Origin of the sequence: Collinsella aerofaciens, from assembly GCF_028206795.1 — a bacterium.
Lineage (GTDB): Bacteria > Actinomycetota > Coriobacteriia > Coriobacteriales > Coriobacteriaceae > Collinsella > Collinsella aerofaciens_AX.
In genome coordinates, this window is sequence record NZ_JAQLFJ010000010.1 from 20,040 (window position 1) to 35,735 (window position 15,696).

15 protein-coding genes and 1 tRNA gene are annotated in these 15,696 nt (G+C 60.0%); 10 read left to right on the forward strand and 6 right to left on the reverse strand.

Annotated elements, in window-relative coordinates; all coding sequences use genetic code 11:
* Positions 1-3 precede the first annotated feature (3 nt).
* Positions 4-903: an alpha/beta hydrolase gene (locus PMX70_RS07545; protein WP_124785980.1), complete on the reverse strand. Its 900-nt coding sequence runs from the start codon at positions 901-903 to the stop codon at positions 4-6.
* A gap of 246 nt (positions 904-1,149) precedes the next feature.
* On the opposite strand from PMX70_RS07545, the gene PMX70_RS07550 reads away from it, so the two are divergent.
* The 10 genes from PMX70_RS07550 to PMX70_RS07595 all read left to right on the forward strand — a co-directional run bounded on the left by PMX70_RS07550 (position 1,150) and on the right by PMX70_RS07595 (position 13,159).
* A complete protein-coding gene (locus tag PMX70_RS07550) occupies positions 1,150-1,713 on the forward strand; it encodes a PTS sugar transporter subunit IIA (RefSeq protein ID WP_271743253.1) in 564 nt (187 codons plus the stop codon).
* A 181-nt stretch (positions 1,714-1,894) separates the two neighbouring features.
* Positions 1,895-3,298, forward strand: a complete 1,404-nt coding sequence (gene asnS / locus PMX70_RS07555; protein ID WP_118377407.1) for an asparagine--tRNA ligase — start codon at positions 1,895-1,897, stop codon at positions 3,296-3,298.
* A gap of 249 nt (positions 3,299-3,547) precedes the next feature.
* Entirely contained in the window at positions 3,548-4,333 is a 786-nt protein-coding gene (locus PMX70_RS07560; RefSeq protein ID WP_117799699.1) for a hypothetical protein, read from the forward strand.
* A gap of 160 nt (positions 4,334-4,493) precedes the next feature.
* Positions 4,494-5,474 (forward strand): ABC transporter substrate-binding protein, encoded by a 981-nt coding sequence (locus PMX70_RS07565; protein ID WP_117583095.1) that lies wholly within the window; start codon positions 4,494-4,496, stop codon positions 5,472-5,474.
* Positions 5,475-5,663: 189 nt separating this feature from the next.
* Positions 5,664-6,587, forward strand: a complete 924-nt coding sequence (locus PMX70_RS07570) for an ABC transporter permease (protein WP_006234992.1) — start codon at positions 5,664-5,666, stop codon at positions 6,585-6,587.
* Positions 6,580-7,374 (forward strand): ABC transporter ATP-binding protein, encoded by a 795-nt coding sequence (locus PMX70_RS07575; protein ID WP_271743256.1) that lies wholly within the window; start codon positions 6,580-6,582, stop codon positions 7,372-7,374. The genes PMX70_RS07570 and PMX70_RS07575 overlap by 8 nt, the downstream gene beginning before the upstream one ends.
* A gap of 156 nt (positions 7,375-7,530) precedes the next feature.
* Complete coding sequence (locus PMX70_RS07580) at positions 7,531-9,546, forward strand: bifunctional metallophosphatase/5'-nucleotidase (RefSeq protein ID WP_271743257.1); 2,016 nt, start codon at positions 7,531-7,533, stop codon at positions 9,544-9,546.
* 128 nt (positions 9,547-9,674) lie between these two features.
* Positions 9,675-10,442 (forward strand): mechanosensitive ion channel family protein, encoded by a 768-nt coding sequence (locus tag PMX70_RS07585; protein ID WP_271743259.1) that lies wholly within the window; start codon positions 9,675-9,677, stop codon positions 10,440-10,442.
* Between the two features lie 93 nt (positions 10,443-10,535).
* Positions 10,536-12,452, forward strand: a complete 1,917-nt coding sequence (locus tag PMX70_RS07590; RefSeq protein WP_271743260.1) for a BMP family ABC transporter substrate-binding protein — start codon at positions 10,536-10,538, stop codon at positions 12,450-12,452.
* Positions 12,449-13,159, forward strand: a complete 711-nt coding sequence (locus tag PMX70_RS07595) for a metallophosphoesterase family protein (protein ID WP_271743261.1) — start codon at positions 12,449-12,451, stop codon at positions 13,157-13,159. The genes PMX70_RS07590 and PMX70_RS07595 overlap by 4 nt, the downstream gene beginning before the upstream one ends.
* A gap of 125 nt (positions 13,160-13,284) precedes the next feature.
* Here the strand turns inward: PMX70_RS07595 and rplA are convergent, their stop codons facing one another.
* The 5 genes from rplA to PMX70_RS07620 form a co-directional block, all read right to left on the reverse strand.
* A complete protein-coding gene (rplA, locus tag PMX70_RS07600) occupies positions 13,285-13,992 on the reverse strand; it encodes a 50S ribosomal protein L1 (RefSeq protein WP_022093892.1) in 708 nt (235 codons plus the stop codon).
* Positions 13,993-14,109: 117 nt separating this feature from the next.
* Positions 14,110-14,538, reverse strand: a complete 429-nt coding sequence (rplK, locus tag PMX70_RS07605; RefSeq protein ID WP_022093893.1) for a 50S ribosomal protein L11 — start codon at positions 14,536-14,538, stop codon at positions 14,110-14,112.
* Positions 14,539-14,658: 120 nt separating this feature from the next.
* On the reverse strand, positions 14,659-15,195 hold the full coding sequence (gene nusG / locus PMX70_RS07610; protein WP_006234984.1) for a transcription termination/antitermination protein NusG: 537 nt from the start codon (positions 15,193-15,195) through the stop codon (positions 14,659-14,661).
* Between the two features lie 3 nt (positions 15,196-15,198).
* Positions 15,199-15,537 carry a preprotein translocase subunit SecE gene (secE, locus tag PMX70_RS07615; protein ID WP_271743262.1) on the reverse strand — a complete coding sequence of 113 codons (339 nt, stop codon included), beginning with the start codon at positions 15,535-15,537 and terminating at the stop codon, positions 15,199-15,201.
* A 76-nt stretch (positions 15,538-15,613) separates the two neighbouring features.
* Positions 15,614-15,689, reverse strand: a tRNA-Trp gene (locus PMX70_RS07620).
* Positions 15,690-15,696: the final 7 nt, after the last annotated feature.

A 15,696-nucleotide genomic window follows, 5' to 3' on the forward strand; every position in this document is an offset into this window, starting at 1 on the left:
CTTTTACATATGGCGTTCCAGGAAGCGGAAGGCCAGGCGGATCCAGGGACGGACGGAAACCTGCTTGTCCTCGTTGTCGACCGCGGTATTGGCGTTGCCGAGCGAAAGGCCGTGGCCACCCTGGTCAAAGACGTGCATCTCGCATGCAACACCCTCCTCGGCCATGCGCTGCGCAAACGGGTAGACCTGCGCGACCGGCGCCGTCTTGTCGTCCGAAACGCCCCACACAAAGGTCGGGGGCATCTGGCGCGAAACGTGCGTGGTAGGGCAAATGTCGGCCAGGTGCTCATCGGTCGCCTCGCCGCCCGTCACCATCGACAGATAGTCGTTGAGCAAATCGCGCCCTGTCTTGCCACCCGTCTTGGGCACGCGCAGGTCGATGCGCGGGTCACGCGTCTGCATATCGCGCACATAGGCAAGGTCGAGCAACGGATAGCCCAGCACCACGGCGTCGGGACGAATATCCTCCGGACGAGCCCCGGCAAGGCCCGCGAAAGGTCCGGTCTTCCACTGCGTTGCCAACGAGGCGCAGATCATGCCGCCCGCCGAGAAACCCACGATGCACACGCGCTTGGGATCGACATGCCACTCGTCGGCGTTGGCGCGCACGGTAGCGACCATCTTGGCGAGGTCCGCCTGCGGGTGCGGAAAGCTCACGTCGCCCGTGGCGCTCGTCACATAGTTGAGCACAAAGGCCTGGTAGCCGCGGTCCAAAAACGCAAACGCCACCGGGTCCTGCTCGTGCGGAGCGATATGCGTAAACCCGCCTCCGCCGCAGATGATCACCGCGGGGCGGCGGCCATTGGGCTTGTCGGGCAGCGGCTCGGCACCCAGATACGTAAACGTCGCCGGATAATCCTCGGTCGGCTCCTCGCCCCACAGCGCATGGTTCTCAATAATCATAGGTGCTCCCTCCGTGCGATTCGTGCGCACTCGTTTTTCGCACCTTAGCGTACCCCACTTGAGCCCGCGGCGCAGAAACACCCCCGCAATAAGTTGGCCTTCAACTGATATATCACAAAATCGCTGTTCAGAGGTATCGTTGGACAGCGTAAAATAGGAGCGCTGACCGTGCTGGGAAACACGTACGAAACGTTTCCGGCAAACCACACGCGTGCAACATGCGCGCCTGATACGTTGGAGGCATCTATGGGTCTGCTCGATTCGCTCAAGTCCACGTTCACTTCGTCGGGCGAGGCGTCCGTTCCGCCCGCAGCAAGCTTCGCCACCCGCGAAGGCGTCATCTACGCTCCTGTCAACGGCGTGCTCGTCAATCTGAGTGAGGTTCCCGACGAGACCATCGCCTCGGGCATGCTCGGCCAGGGCTACGGGATCGAGCCCATTACCGGCACCATTTACGCCCCCGCTAACGGCCGTATCGGCGCCACCACCGTCACCAACCACTCCATCGGCATAATCACCGAAGACGGTCTTCGCGTGTTCATCCATGTTGGCCTGGGCACCGTGGAAATGAACGGCAAGGGTTTTGCCCGCTTTGTCGAGATGGGCGACACGGTCAAGGCCGGCCAGCCGCTCATCAGCTTCGACCGCGACGCTATCAAGGCCGCCGGTCACGAGGACATCGTGACCGTCATCATCTCTGAGCTCGACCGCCTCAAGAGCATCGACCACGTCGGCGAGTCTGGCACGCTTATCGGCGGCAATCCGCTCGTCAAGCTTGGCGATCCGCTGCTGGTTGCCAAGACCAAGTAGCCAGGCCCCGCGCCACACAGCCAAAAGGCGCCTCGTCAAGCGCCCGCGACCATTTGGCCGCGGGCGCTTTTCGTTTGAAAAACCATCCCGCCAATGCCTTATCTGTATAGCCCAAATGAGCCGAGCTGCTAGAATATCGAACTGTATGGATAACTATCATTCAACCGTTATGGGAGGATACGTGAACCGCACCAAAATCGCGCAGCTCTATGCCGATGCCGAGTCGCTCGGCGGCCAGACCGTCACCGTCGCCGGCTGGGTCAAGTCCGTCCGCGACATGAAGAACTTTGGCTTTGTCACGCTCAACGACGGCAGCTGCTTCCGCGACCTGCAAGTCGTCATGAACCGCGAGGCACTCGACAACTACGACGAGATCGCCCATCAAAACGTCTCGGCCGCACTCATTTGCACCGGCACCGTCAAGCTGACCCCCGATGCGCCCCAACCTTTCGAGCTTTCTGCCACCTCCATCGAGGTCGAGGGCGTCAGCGCCCCGGATTACCCGCTGCAGAAGAAGCGCGCAACCGTCGAGTTTCTGCGCACCCAGCAGCACCTGCGCCCGCGCACTAACCTGTTCCGCGCCGTGTTCCGCATCCGCTCTGTCGCGGCTGCCGCCATCCACCGCTTCTTCCAGGAGCAAGGCTTTGTCTACGTCAACACCCCCATCATCACCACGAGTGACTGCGAGGGTGCCGGCGAGATGTTCCGCGTGACCACGCTTGACCCCAAAAACCCGCCCCTCACCGAGTCCGGCGAGGTCGACTGGAGCCAGGACTTCTTTGGCAAGCACGCGAGCCTTACCGTGTCCGGCCAGCTCAATGCCGAGAACTTTGCCATGGCCTTTGGCGACGTGTACACCTTTGGCCCCACCTTCCGCGCCGAAAACTCCAACACCACGCGCCACGCCGCCGAGTTTTGGATGATCGAGCCCGAGATGGCCTTTGCTGACCTGAACGACTACATGGATAACGCCGAGGCCATGCTCAAGTACGTCCTTAAGGACGTTATGGCCACCTGCCCCGACGAGCTCAATATGCTCAACAAGTTTGTGGACAAGGGCCTGATCGAGCGCCTGGACCATGTGGCAAACTCCGACTTTGCCCGCGTTACCTACACCGAGGCTGTCGAAATCCTGGAGCAGGCAGTCGCTGCTGGCCACCAGTTTGATTACCCCGTCAGCTGGGGCATCGACCTGCAGACCGAGCACGAGCGTTTCCTGACCGAGGAGCACTTTAAGCGACCGACCTTCGTAACCGACTACCCGGCCGAGATCAAGGCGTTCTACATGCGCATGAACGAGGACGGCAAGACCGTCGCCGCCGCCGACTGCCTGGTTCCCGGTATCGGCGAGATTATCGGCGGCTCCCAGCGCGAGGAGCGCCTGGATCTGCTCGAGGCCCGCATCAAGGACCTGGGCATGAATCCCGAGCAGTACAAGTACTACCTTGACCTGCGCCGCTACGGTTCCTGCAAGCACGCCGGCTACGGCTTGGGCTTCGAGCGCTTGGTGATGTACCTCACCGGCGTGGGCAACATCCGCGACGTCCTGCCGCACCCGCGCACCGTGGGCAACGCCGACTTCTAATCGCCACAGCGCCACCGAACGCGTTCCAGCGCATCACGCCAGCGCCTCTCGGCAAGCCGAGGGGCGCTTTTTTCAACAGTATCCGTCAAGCTTTTGGCAAGATTTTGGTCAGTTGAGCAGGGCTGTTGAAAACTCGACCCGCCGCTTGCCGACGACTACCGACCGCCCGGAGTGTCCTGCACCCCTGGGAAAGCCCCGCGCCCTAGGCTCCATACCGTCGCCACCCAAAACGGAAAGGACGTGGACGCCATGACCGAAACCGCTGTTGAAACTTACGAGACCACGACGAGAGGCGCCGCCTCGATGGCAGCCTATCGCGCCGTTCGCATCCTGCAACTATTAAGCGAAAACACCGGCGAGGACAAGGCCATGCTTTCCGATGAGTTGATCCGGCGCCTCGCCCATCCCGACGACCCCGCCCGCATGCCCATCTCGGCGGCGCGGCGCAGCATCTACACCGCCATCTCCGCACTTCGCCATGCCGGATACGAAATTGAATACAAGCGCGGCGTGGGGTATCGGCTCTTGACCCGTCCGCTCACCGACGAAGAGATCATCCGGCTCCACGGCATGGTCATGCGCAACCGCTCTACGCCCATCGCCATTCGAAAAAGCATGGCGCAGCACCTGGTCGCCATGGCGAGTGCCGACGTTCGCGGCTACCTCGATGCACCCGAGCCTGCTCCAAGCGCAGGCGACAAATCCACCAAGGCCATACGCACGCCCGTCAAGCGCATTGATGCCTGCGAGCTCATCGAGCAGGCCATCGACCACGGAACCACGGTGAGTTTTGATATTTCGAGTGTCACGGCACGCGGAGAGGTCGAAGTGGCGCGGATGACACTCCGGCCCTTTGCCATCAAGCAACGAGACGGCATCTCGTATTTGCTGGGAACGGTCTATGACGCGCGAGGCGCCGACGACACGCTGCGTACCGTTGAGATCGGCCGCATGAGAAACGTCACCACACGTCTCCTTGACGGCAAGAAGCTCTTCGCCGTCCTGGACGAGGACGATGCCTCCTCCGCCGCATAAGACCCTCCGCCGCCCATTCGACTACCCGTACCGCCCATCCGATTCTGTATTAAAAAACCCGCCAGGCTGTTGTAAAAATGGACATCAGCGCTACTATAGTTCCACTTGCACTTTGTCCCAGTGCAGTGTTTCCAGCCATTTTTATACTGGGGGTAATGATATGAAGGACATCACCATCAGCCGCAGGAGCCTTCTGGTCTCCGCCGGTCTGCTCGCGCTCGCCCCGCTCGCCGGATGCGGCGGCAACTCTGGTTCCGGCTCTGCTGCCGCCGGTTCCGACTACACCATCGGCGTTCTGCAACTCACCGAGCACTCCGCACTCGATGCCGCCAACGACGGCTTTGTCAAGGCCATCAAGGAGAGCGGCCTTAAGGTCAAGATCGACCAGAAGAACGCCCAGAACGACCAATCCACGTGTAAGTCCATTGCCGACAAGTTTGTGGGCGACAACGTCAACCTGATTTATGCCATCGCCACGCCCGCCGCGCAGGCTGCCGCCGGCGCCACGGCCGATATCCCCATCGTGGGCTGTGCCATCACCGACTACGCCGCCTCCGGCCTGGTCCAGGACAACGACAAGCCCGGCACCAACGTCACGGGCGCTTCCGACCTCACCCCAGTCGCCGAGCAGCTCGAGATGATGCAGAAGGTCCTGCCCGACGTTAAAAAGGTCGGCCTGCTCTACTGCACCGCCGAGTCCAACTCCGACGTCCAGATCAAAGCCGCCAAGAAGGAGCTCAACAAGCTGGGCCTCGAGTACACCGATTTCACCGTCTCGAGCTCCAACGAGATTCAGTCCGTCGTCGAGTCTGCCGTGGGCAAGGTCGACGCGCTGTACTCCCCCACTGACAACACCATCGCCGCGGGTGCTTCGCAGGTCGGCCAGATCTGCAAGGAGAACAAGCTCCCCTTCGTGACTGGCGAGGAGGGTATGTGCATGGCCGGCGGCCTGTTCACCCTCTCCATCAACTATAAGGACCTGGGCTACGCCGCGGGCGAGATGGCCGTTAAGATCCTGAAGGGCGAGGCCAAGCCCGAGGATATGCCGATCAAGCACCTCTCGAGCAAGGACCTGGTCGTCGTCAAGAACGACGAGATGGCCGAGGCTCTGGGTATCGACCTTTCCGCTCTGGACGAATAACGCGTCTAGGGCCCGCACGCGCGCCACGGCTGCGTTATTCAATATCTGAGTCATTGGGGCGAACGCTAAAGGCCGGCGTTCGCCCTGCTTGTTTCAGGTAAAACAAAACGTCTGTCCGCCGCTCTTTTATGCATTGGTACCGCTATTATGGAAAATCACGTGTCCACCCTATCCTAGGAGGTATGAAGCATGCTCATTGCATTGCAGGGCGCCGTTTCGCAGGGCGTCCTCTGGGGCATTATGGTGCTTGGCGTGTTTATCACGTTCCGCCTGCTCGACATCCCCGATATGACCTGCGACGGCAGCTTTGCCCTCGGCGGCTGTGTCTGCGCCGTGCTCATCGTCAACAATAACGTCGACCCCTTGCTCGCCGTGCTGGCCGGCATGTGCGCCGGCGCCATCGCGGGCGCCGTCACGGGCATCTTGACCACCGTCTTTGAGATTCCCGCAATCCTCGCCGGAATCCTTACGCAGATCAGTCTGTGGTCCATCAACCTGCGCATCATGGGCAAGTCCAACACGCCCATTCTTGCCAAGGGCACCGTGTTTTCGGCCGTCAGCAATATGACCGGTCTGCCGCAGTCCACCGTTGCCATCATCTTGGGCATCCTGCTCGCCGTGGCTATCGTTGCCATCCTGTATTGGTTCTTTGGCACCGAGATCGGCTCGGCGCTGCGCGCCACCGGCAACAACGAGTACATGATCCGCGCTCTGGGCGTCAACACCAACTCCACCAAGATGATCGCCCTCGTGCTCTCCAACGCCCTCATCGGCCTTTCGGGCGCGCTCATCTGCCAGAGCCAGAAGTATGCCGACATTGGTATGGGCACCGGTGCCATCGTTATCGGTCTTGCCGCCATTGTTATCGGTGAGGTGCTCGGCCGTCTGCTGCCCGGCGGCCTCACGCAGTTTAGCGTCCGTCTTGCCTCCGCCGTCTTTGGCTCCGTGGTGTACTTCCTTATCCGCGCCATCGTGCTGCAGTTGGGCATGGACGCCAACGACATGAAGCTGCTCTCCGCCGTGATCGTTGCCGTGGCCCTGTGCGTGCCCGTGGTTTGGGAGCGCTATAAGCTCCGCAGCTCCTACACGAAGGGGGATGAGGCAGATGCTTAAGCTCTCGCACGTCAAGAAGACCTTTAACAAGGGCACCGTCACCGAGAAGCGCGCGCTCACCGGCGTCGACCTCACCCTGAATGACGGCGACTTTGTAACCGTGATCGGCGGCAATGGCGCCGGCAAGTCCACGCTGCTCAACATGATCGCCGGCGTGTACCCGCTCGATTCGGGCGTTATTGAGCTCGACGGCACCGACATCTCGCGCCTGAGCGAGTCGCAGCGCGCCAAGTACCTGGGCCGCGTGTTTCAGGATCCCATGCGCGGTACCGCTGCCGACATGCAGATCGCCGAGAACCTGGCCCTCGCCAAGCGCCGTGGCCAGCGTCGCGGCCTTTCGTGGGGCGTCACCAAGGCCGAGAAAGATGAGTACGTTGAGTTGCTCAAGCGCCTGGACCTTGGTCTTGACACGCGTCTCAACGCCAAGGTCGGCCTGCTCTCGGGCGGCCAGCGCCAGGCACTCACCCTGCTGATGGCCACGCTCACCAGGCCGCACCTGCTGCTGCTCGACGAGCACACCGCGGCCCTCGACCCCAAGACGGCCTCTAAGGTGCTCAACCTGACCGAGGAGATCGTCGACGAGAACCACCTGACCACGCTCATGGTCACGCACAACATGAACGACGCCATCCGTCTGGGCAACCGTCTGATCATGATGCACGAAGGCCACGTGATCTACGACGTGGCAGGCGATGAGAAGAAGTCGCTCACCGTAGCCGACCTGCTGCAGAAGTTCGAGGAGGTCTCGGGCGGCGAGCTCGCCAACGACCGCATGCTGCTGAGCTAAAACCTGCCAAAAAGGGATGTTAATTTTGGCAGGTTTTATCTGCGCAAACGTCAAAACCGCCGCAAAGGGACAGACGCCCTTGCGGCGGTTTTCGCATATTATGTCGATAATCCGATATTCGACCAGACATTCTGGCTAAGGACTAAGGAAACTGCCATGAAAAGACTCCCCCGCCTTGCGTTAGCCGCCGCGTTGTTTGCCGGCTCGCTCGCAGGCATCCCAAGCCTCGCTTTCGCGGGGAACCTGCCCGCCGCTATTGACGGCTCCGTGGCCGTCATGCATACCAACGACATCCACGGCAGCTACAAGTACAGCTACAACGCAAGCAAGGGCACCGGCACCGTCGGCTTCGACGGACTGGCAGTTCTCTATAGCGCCCAGGGCAACGCCCCCGATCTTTTGCTCGATGCGGGCGACACCTTCCACGGACAGTCCTTCGCCACCATGAGCGAGGGCAAGAGCATCGCCGAGCTCATGGACACCTTCTACGCCGATGGCTACGACGCGACCACGCCAGGCAACCACGACTGGAGCTACGGCGCGGACAAACTCCGCACCATGACCGGCTACAGCACCACCGGCACGCCCTTCGCCATGCTCTGCGCGAACGCGAAGTCTACGAGCGGCGTATGGAGCTCGAGCATCACGAAGACGCTCAACCGCACTTGGAAGGACGGCGAGGACAGTTCCACGTTTAACTACAAGATTAAGGTCGGCGTTATCGGAGCCATGGATGAGTCGCTAGGTTCCTCGCTGCGCGCGGACCTGGTCGCGGGCACCAGCTTCTCGAGTGCCGCGAACGCCATCAATACCGAGGCAGAGCAGCTGCGCAAGGAGGGCTGCGATGTTGTTGTGTGTATCGCGCACACGCTCGACGCCAAGACCTTTGCCACACAACTCGCCGGCGTCGATGCCCTTATCGCAGGCCACGAGCACATCAACCTTAACGAAAAGGTGACGGGAGCCGACGGCAAGACGATCCACGTTGTCGAGGCAGGCAGCGCCTTTGCCGAGGTGGGGCTGCTTTCCATTCCGTACAGGTACGACACGAATGGCACCGAGACGACCAACGATGACACGGTCACGGTCCCTGCAGACGGCAGCGACGAGAGGCTCTACACCGCCAAGAACGTCAACGACCTTTTGGCAGACCCCGACAAGGGCTCCGACTACCAAAGCCGCCTTGAAGACGTCCGCAACAAGATCAAACCGCTCGACGAGGCCTTTGAAAACGAATCGAACAAGGTGCTCGGCACATCCGCCACCAACTATTTCTACGGCGAGGACGCCGCAGGCACGCATGGTTGGGAAATGGTGCGCACCACCGATTTCCGCCCCAGCAAGGAGGGCGACACCACCAAGGCCCAGACCATCGGCCACGTGATTTGCGGCTCCTATCTTGCCCTGACGGGCGCGGACCTCGCTATCGAAAACGCTGGCGGCATCCGCGGCGGCATCGCGGCGGGCAACGTGACCGCCGGCAACGTCATCGCCATCTCGCCCTACGGCAACACCGTGGAAACCTGGACCATGACCGGCGCGGACTTCCTCGCGGCACTCGAGCACTCGCTGCAAATCAGCGACGAGTGTAATCACAGCTACGAGCTTCAGCAAGCCTACGTGGCAGCCGGCCATACCGAGCAGGAGGCGCAAGACAAGTACAAGTGGCGCGATGACTCTGGCAGCGTTCTCTCCTTTGGCGGCATCAACGTGACGATTGATTGGACGCAGCCCGAAGGCAAGCGCATTGTGAGTGCCACACTCACCAAGGACGGCAGTACGCTCGACCCCGCCAAGACCTATACCGTCGCCACCAACAACTACATCATTACCAACACAACCGACTTTCCCACCTTTGCACACGCCACCAAGTACACCGAGTGGGGCACGTGCGAGGCGGCGCTGAGGGCGCTGATCGGGCAGAACAGTTGGGAGAGCAAGATGGCCTCGCTCGCGGGCACCATCAGCTTCGGCTCCGCAGCCGTGGACCCCACGCCCACACCGGCCCCGACGCCTAAGCCCTCGCCTAAGACGACCACGAAGGTCATCACCAAGAAGACGACCGGTAAGCTCGCCGCAACGGGAGACCGCACGCTGGCAGTAGTTGGCGCGTGCCTTATCGGCGGCATCATCGTCATCATGCTCGGCATTATCTGGAAGCGTCGACGCTAAGCTACACCGCCGGGCCTTACAGCCCCGCCGCGTAAACCTTATATCGAGCACAGAAGCCCGTCCGAATTTGATCGGACGGGCTTCTTGGTGGGTATCATGGTTGGATGATCATGAGGAGGTTTCCCTACATGGAATTGTTTGAGCCAATTCTTCATTTCTTTGCACAACGATGGGTCCACAACATCATCTGGGCCGGTATCTTGGCCATCGGCACCGCCGTTGCCGCCAAAATCGCGTCCAAGACCCTGCACCACCTGCTTAACCGCGATGATAACCCGCTCCCAGCATCGAGCATCTTCATCAACATCGCGCGCGCCGTCATCTGGATGATTGGCGGCAGCTTTATCCTCGACAACTGCTTTGGCATTAACGCAAACGCGCTCGTCGCCGCTCTTGGCGTCGGCGGCATCGCTATCTCGCTTGGCTTTCAGGACACGCTGTCAAACCTTATCGGCGGTATGCAAGTGACCTTTATGGGCATCATCAAACCCGGCGACAATATCGAGGTCGGCGGCGTATCCGGCGTGGTCCAAGACATCACTTGGCGCCATACGACCATCGAGGACGCCTGCGGGCAAACCATCATCGTCCCCAACTCAAATATCTCCAAGAACACGCTCGTGCATTTGATGCCCTTTGGGCGCGTGGCCGTGCCCGTTGCCGTAAAGGACACGTCTAAGTGGGCCTCCCTTGACGTGCTGGCAGACGAGCTCACGAGCGCAACCAAAACGGCCGTCTCGCCCATCTCGGGCTTTGACAAGGAGCCCTACGTACTCTTTAGCGAAATCGGCGACTTTGGCATCAAAGGAAAGATCATCTTTATCGTCAACGACGACAGCACTACTTTCACGGCAGCCGACGCCTGCATCCGCGCCATCGCCCCCATCATCGCCTAAACCACCGCAAAGGGGACAGGCATCTTTGTGGTGGTTTTCATTCGTGGTACCATGGTTCATATCGTTGTTTAAACGACTAAGGGAGTAGACACCATGGAAGAGGCCTATCGTCAAGCACGCAAGCGCGGCGAGCAGGGACGCCGTCGCGCCATCAGCCAAAGCGAGCATCCATACCTTACGGACCTCGATAGCTTGGTTGCTCAGCTCCCCTTAGGTCAGCGTGAGAATGTCGGCCTAAGGGATATTCCGCTCGAAATGGTCGTCGGCACGGTCACCAAGGGCCGTCAGTCCGCCTTTTCGTGTAACTTTATGCCCCTGCTTCCGTTTAGCACCGAGTTCGCCCGCAAGTGGTCCAACCTCTACGACATCCAGGTGACCGAGGGCTATCGCGACCCCATCATCGTCACCGAGTTCATGCATCGGTTCTATGTCCAGGAAGGCAACAAACGCGTCAGTGTCCTCAAATTCCTAGACGCCCCGACGGTTTCGGCCAAGGTCACCCGTCTCTACCCCGGCACATGGGATTCCGTCGAAAGCCGCCTGTACGGTGAGTTCTGCGCGTTTTGGCGCGTCTGCCCCCTATACGAGATCGAGTTCTCGCGTGAGGGAAGCTACGAAACGCTCGCCAAGATGCTCGGTCAGAACCTTATCGAAAAATGGCCGCAGAAAAAGGTCGACTACCTGCGCCATACCTTCCTGCTCTTTAAGCGCGCCTACCTTCGCGCAGGCGGCGACCACCTGGACATTACGCCTGCCGACGCCATGCTCGTGTACCTCAATGTGTACAACCAGGACCGTCTGCTGGATACGCCAACGGATATCGTCGTAAACCGCCTGTGCAAGATTTGGCGCGAGCTGGTCATTGCCGGCAAAAATGACGAGGACAAGGTCGATCTTGTCGAAGCGCCGAGCGTCGATGAGGAGGAGTCGCCCGCCAAGTCCACCTCCGGCGTACTCAACTTCTTTATGGGCAAGACTGTCTATTCGGCGGCCAACCCCCTGCGTATCGCCTTTATCCATGAGTTCCCCTGTGCGACGTCGAGCTGGGACAGTCTGCACGACCAAGGACGTCAGTATCTCGATGAGCACTTTGACGGTATCGTGCGCACCGAGGCGTTCGAGGACTGTCACGATCCGGACGTGTTCTACGCCGCCGTGGAAACGGCTGTCAAACATGGAGACAACGTCATCTTCTCGACCTCGCACCGCCTGATGGAATACACGCTCAGAGCTGCCGTTGAGTATCCCCAGGTTCGGTTCCTTAACTGCTCTATCGGCCTTCCCCACCAAAGCGTCCGTTCGTACTTTGGCAAGATGTACGAGGCCAAGTTCCTCCTGGGCGCCCTTGCCGCCAGCATGGCGGACAACCATCGCATCGGCTACCACGCGTCGGTCTTCGCATCCGGCGCGCTCAGCGAGATCAATGCCTTTGCCATCGGCGCCTCGCTGCTCGACCCCCGCGCGCAAATTATCCTCACCTGGGGCGATGTGCCCGCCGGCGGTCTTGCCGAGGCCATGTGCCGCGAAGGCGTGAGCGTCATGACCGGCGCTGACATGTCAAAGTCGCTCGAAGACCCTACGGCCTACGGACTCCACCGCCTGGTCGATGGCAAGGTTTCCGGCATCGCCATGCCGGTATGGAACTGGGGCCGTTACTACGAGCTCATCGTTCGCAGCCTTCTGCACGGCACGTGGGACGAGACCAGCGATGACAACCAAGTGCGCGCCGTCAACTACTGGTACGGCATGAGCTCCGGCGTTATCGACATCCGTTACGCTCCGGGCCTACCCTACCAGACGCGCAAACTCGTGCAGTTGCTCCGCAATGGCATTGTCGAGGGATCCATCAACCCCTTTGGCGGCGAGCTCCACAGCCAGAGCGGCGTGGTACAGATCGAAGGCTTCCCTCCGCTGCCGAGCACGCAGATTGTCGAGATGAATTGGCTGGCGGACAACGTGGTGGGCACCATTCCACAGCTCGACGATGAGCCGGGAGTTACCGCCCTATGAAGATCCTTGCCATAGCCGATACCGAAGAACGATGCCTTTGGGAGTGCTTTCGCAAGGAACGCTTTGAGGGTGTCGACCTGATTTTGTCCGCCGGCGATCTGGACCCGGACTATCTTGAGTTCTTGGTCACAGTCATCAACAAACCGCTCATCTACGTACGCGGCAATCACGATGACCGCTACGCACGTCATGCACCGGGTGGATGTATCTGCGTGGAAGACAGCGTGTACACATACCGAGGGATTCGCATTGCGGGCCTTGGCGGGTCCATGCGTTATCGCGACGGCGCCAACATGTACACCGAACGCGAGATGTCCAAGCGCATGCGTAAGCTGTCGCGTAAGGTTAGGATGGTCGGCGGGTGCGACATTCTGCTTACCCATGCACCCGCGGCCGGTATGGGTGATCTGGACGATCTGCCGCATCGAGGGTTTGAGTGCTTTAACACGGCGCTTGAGTCCTGGGGGGCCGACTACATGGTGCATGGGCATATACACCAAAGCTACGGTTACGATTTTCAGCGCGAGCGGCAGCATGTGTGTGGAACGACGATCATCAACGCCTGCGGCTATACGCAGTTTGAGCTCGACCAGACGCGCTACCCCATCCGTGGCTGGCAGGCGGCCTGGCTCAATTCGCAAACCATGCGCCGCGAGCTCAAACGCCACGATGCCATCGAGTCCTCAACAGCCAGAACACCCTGGTAACCACCTCAAAGGTGCCTGTCCCCTTCGTGTTGGTTTTGCCACGAGACAACAAGAAACCCGGTCCTGCACAAGGCAGAACCGGGTTTCTTTAGCAATGCTTGCTTTGCTCAGGCAGTAACTAGCAGTTACTCAGCCAGGAAGTCACGCTGGACAGCGGGATCGACCTTGACGCCAGGGCCCATGGTGGAAGACACGGAGATGGACTTGACGTACTTGCCCTTAGCAGAAGAGGGCTTGACGCGCAGGATCTCGGTGTACAGGGCAGCGTAGTTCTCGACGAGCTGCTGCTCAGAGAAGGACTTCTTGCCCAGGGGCACGTGGCAGATGCCGTAGCGGTCGGCGCGGTACTCAACGCGGCCAGCCTTGAGCTCGGAGACCATCTTGGCGACGTCCATGGTCACGGTGCCGAGCTTGGGGTTCGGCATGAGGCCACGGGGACCAAGGATCTTACCGATGCGGCCAACCTTGGCCATCATGTTCGGCGTAGCGATAGCGGCGTCGAAGTTGATCTCGCCCTTCTGAATCTGGGCGACAAGCTCGTCGGAACCGATGATGTCGGCGCCGGCAGCCTCAGCCTCGCGGGCCTTCTCGCCCTCGGCGAAGACGGCAACACGAACGGTCTTGCCGGTGCCGTGGGGCAGGGAGATGGAACCACGGATGTTCTGGTCAGCCTTACGAGTATCGATGCCCAGACGGAAGTGGGCCTCGACGGTCTCGTCGAACTTGGCGGTGTCGAGCTCCTTAATGAGCTTGGCAGCCTGAAGGGGGGTGTAGAGCGTGGCGCGATCGATCTTCTCGGCAGCGGCGTTATAGCTCTTACCATGCTTAGCCATGTGCATTACCTCCTGTGGTTAAACGGGCGTGAGCCCTCCCACATCGTATCGTGTGCCCTATTGCACACATTTAACGGGCGCCCAGGTCGGAGCACCCGTCGTTACCATAAGAAATCGCTACTCAGCGATGGTGACGCCCATGGAACGGGCGGTACCGGCGATGATCTTCTTGGCGGCGTCAATGTCGTTGGCATTGAGGTCCGGCATCTTGATCTCGGCGATCTTGGTGAGCTGCTCCTGGGAGAGCTGACCAACCTTGTCGGCCTGGGGCTTAGCGGAACCAGACTTGAGGTTCAGCTCCTTCTTGATGAGGTGAGCCGCCGGCGGGGTCTTGGTGATGAAGGAGAAGGACTTATCCTCGTAGACAGAGATCTCAACGGGGATGATGTCGCCCTTCTTGTCCTGCGTCTCGGCGTTAAAGGCCTGGCAGAACTGCATGATGTTCACGCCAGCAGCGCCCAGAGCGGGGCCGACGGGAGGAGCGGGGTTAGCTGCACCAGCAGGAATCTGGAGCTTAATGACGTTGGCAACCTTCTTCTCAGCCATGGTCATTCCTTTCGAATCACGAGTGTGAAGTACTTGCTATATCGTAAGCACGCACGTGTTAGAAGCACTCCTGAGATGAGCAGTCACAGAAGAAGCACGCTCGCGCGAACGGACGAAAACTTAAGCGATGACAGCGACCTGGTTAAAGTCGAGCTCGACCGGCGTCTCGCGGCCAAAGATCATCAGCGTGACCTTGAGCTTGCCAGCCTCGGTGTTAACCTCGGAGACCTTGCCATCAAAGTCGGTAAGCGGGCCATCGGTGACGCGGACGGACGTGCCGACCTGAATATCAACCGAGGTGCGCTTGGGCGAATCGCCCTTACCGGGACGACGAGTCATCTTGTTGTACTCGTCGCGGGAAAGCGGAGCGGGCTTGCCGTTGCCGCCTAGGAAACCGGTGACGCCGGGCGTGTTGCGAACACACGTCCACGCATCGTCATCCATCTCCATGCGAACCAGGACATAACCCGGAAAGATCTTAGAATCCTTGGTCTCGCGCTTGCCACCCTCTTTGATCTCGGTGACGCGCTCCATAGGAATCTCGATATCAAAGATACGGTCCTGCATGCCCATGGTCTCGATACGATGCTCGAGATCGGACTTTACGCGGTTCTCGTATCCGGAGTAAGTGTGAACGACGTACCAACGCTTAGACATGGTTTAGCCCCTCAATCCAGAGAACAGAGCAAGAGCCTCGCCAAAGCCAGCATCGAGCAGAGCGATGACGACGCCGACGACGACCAGAGAAGCGCAAACGACGACCGAGTAGTTTACGAGCTCCTTCTTATCAGGCCACGTGACACGCTTCATCTCGGACTTGACCGAAGCGAAATACTTCTTGGTGCGGGCGAAGAAACCAGGCTTCTCGTTCTTCTTGGACTTCGCAGCCTTCTCGTTCTTCTTGGCAACGGCCTTCTTGGCCTCAACCTTGGAGTTGGCGGCAGCGTTGTTGGCAGGCGCCTGCTGCTGTGCCTTCTTCTTGTTCTTCTTGTTGGCCATTTGGGTTACCTCCGCGCAATGCGCTTATACATGAGTAAACCGTAAGCCCCCAAATGGGAGCTTACGGAATAATGACTGGCACGCCAGGAAGGACTCGAACCCTCAACACTCGGTTTTGGAGACCGATGCTCTACCAATTGAACTACTGGCGTATGTGAC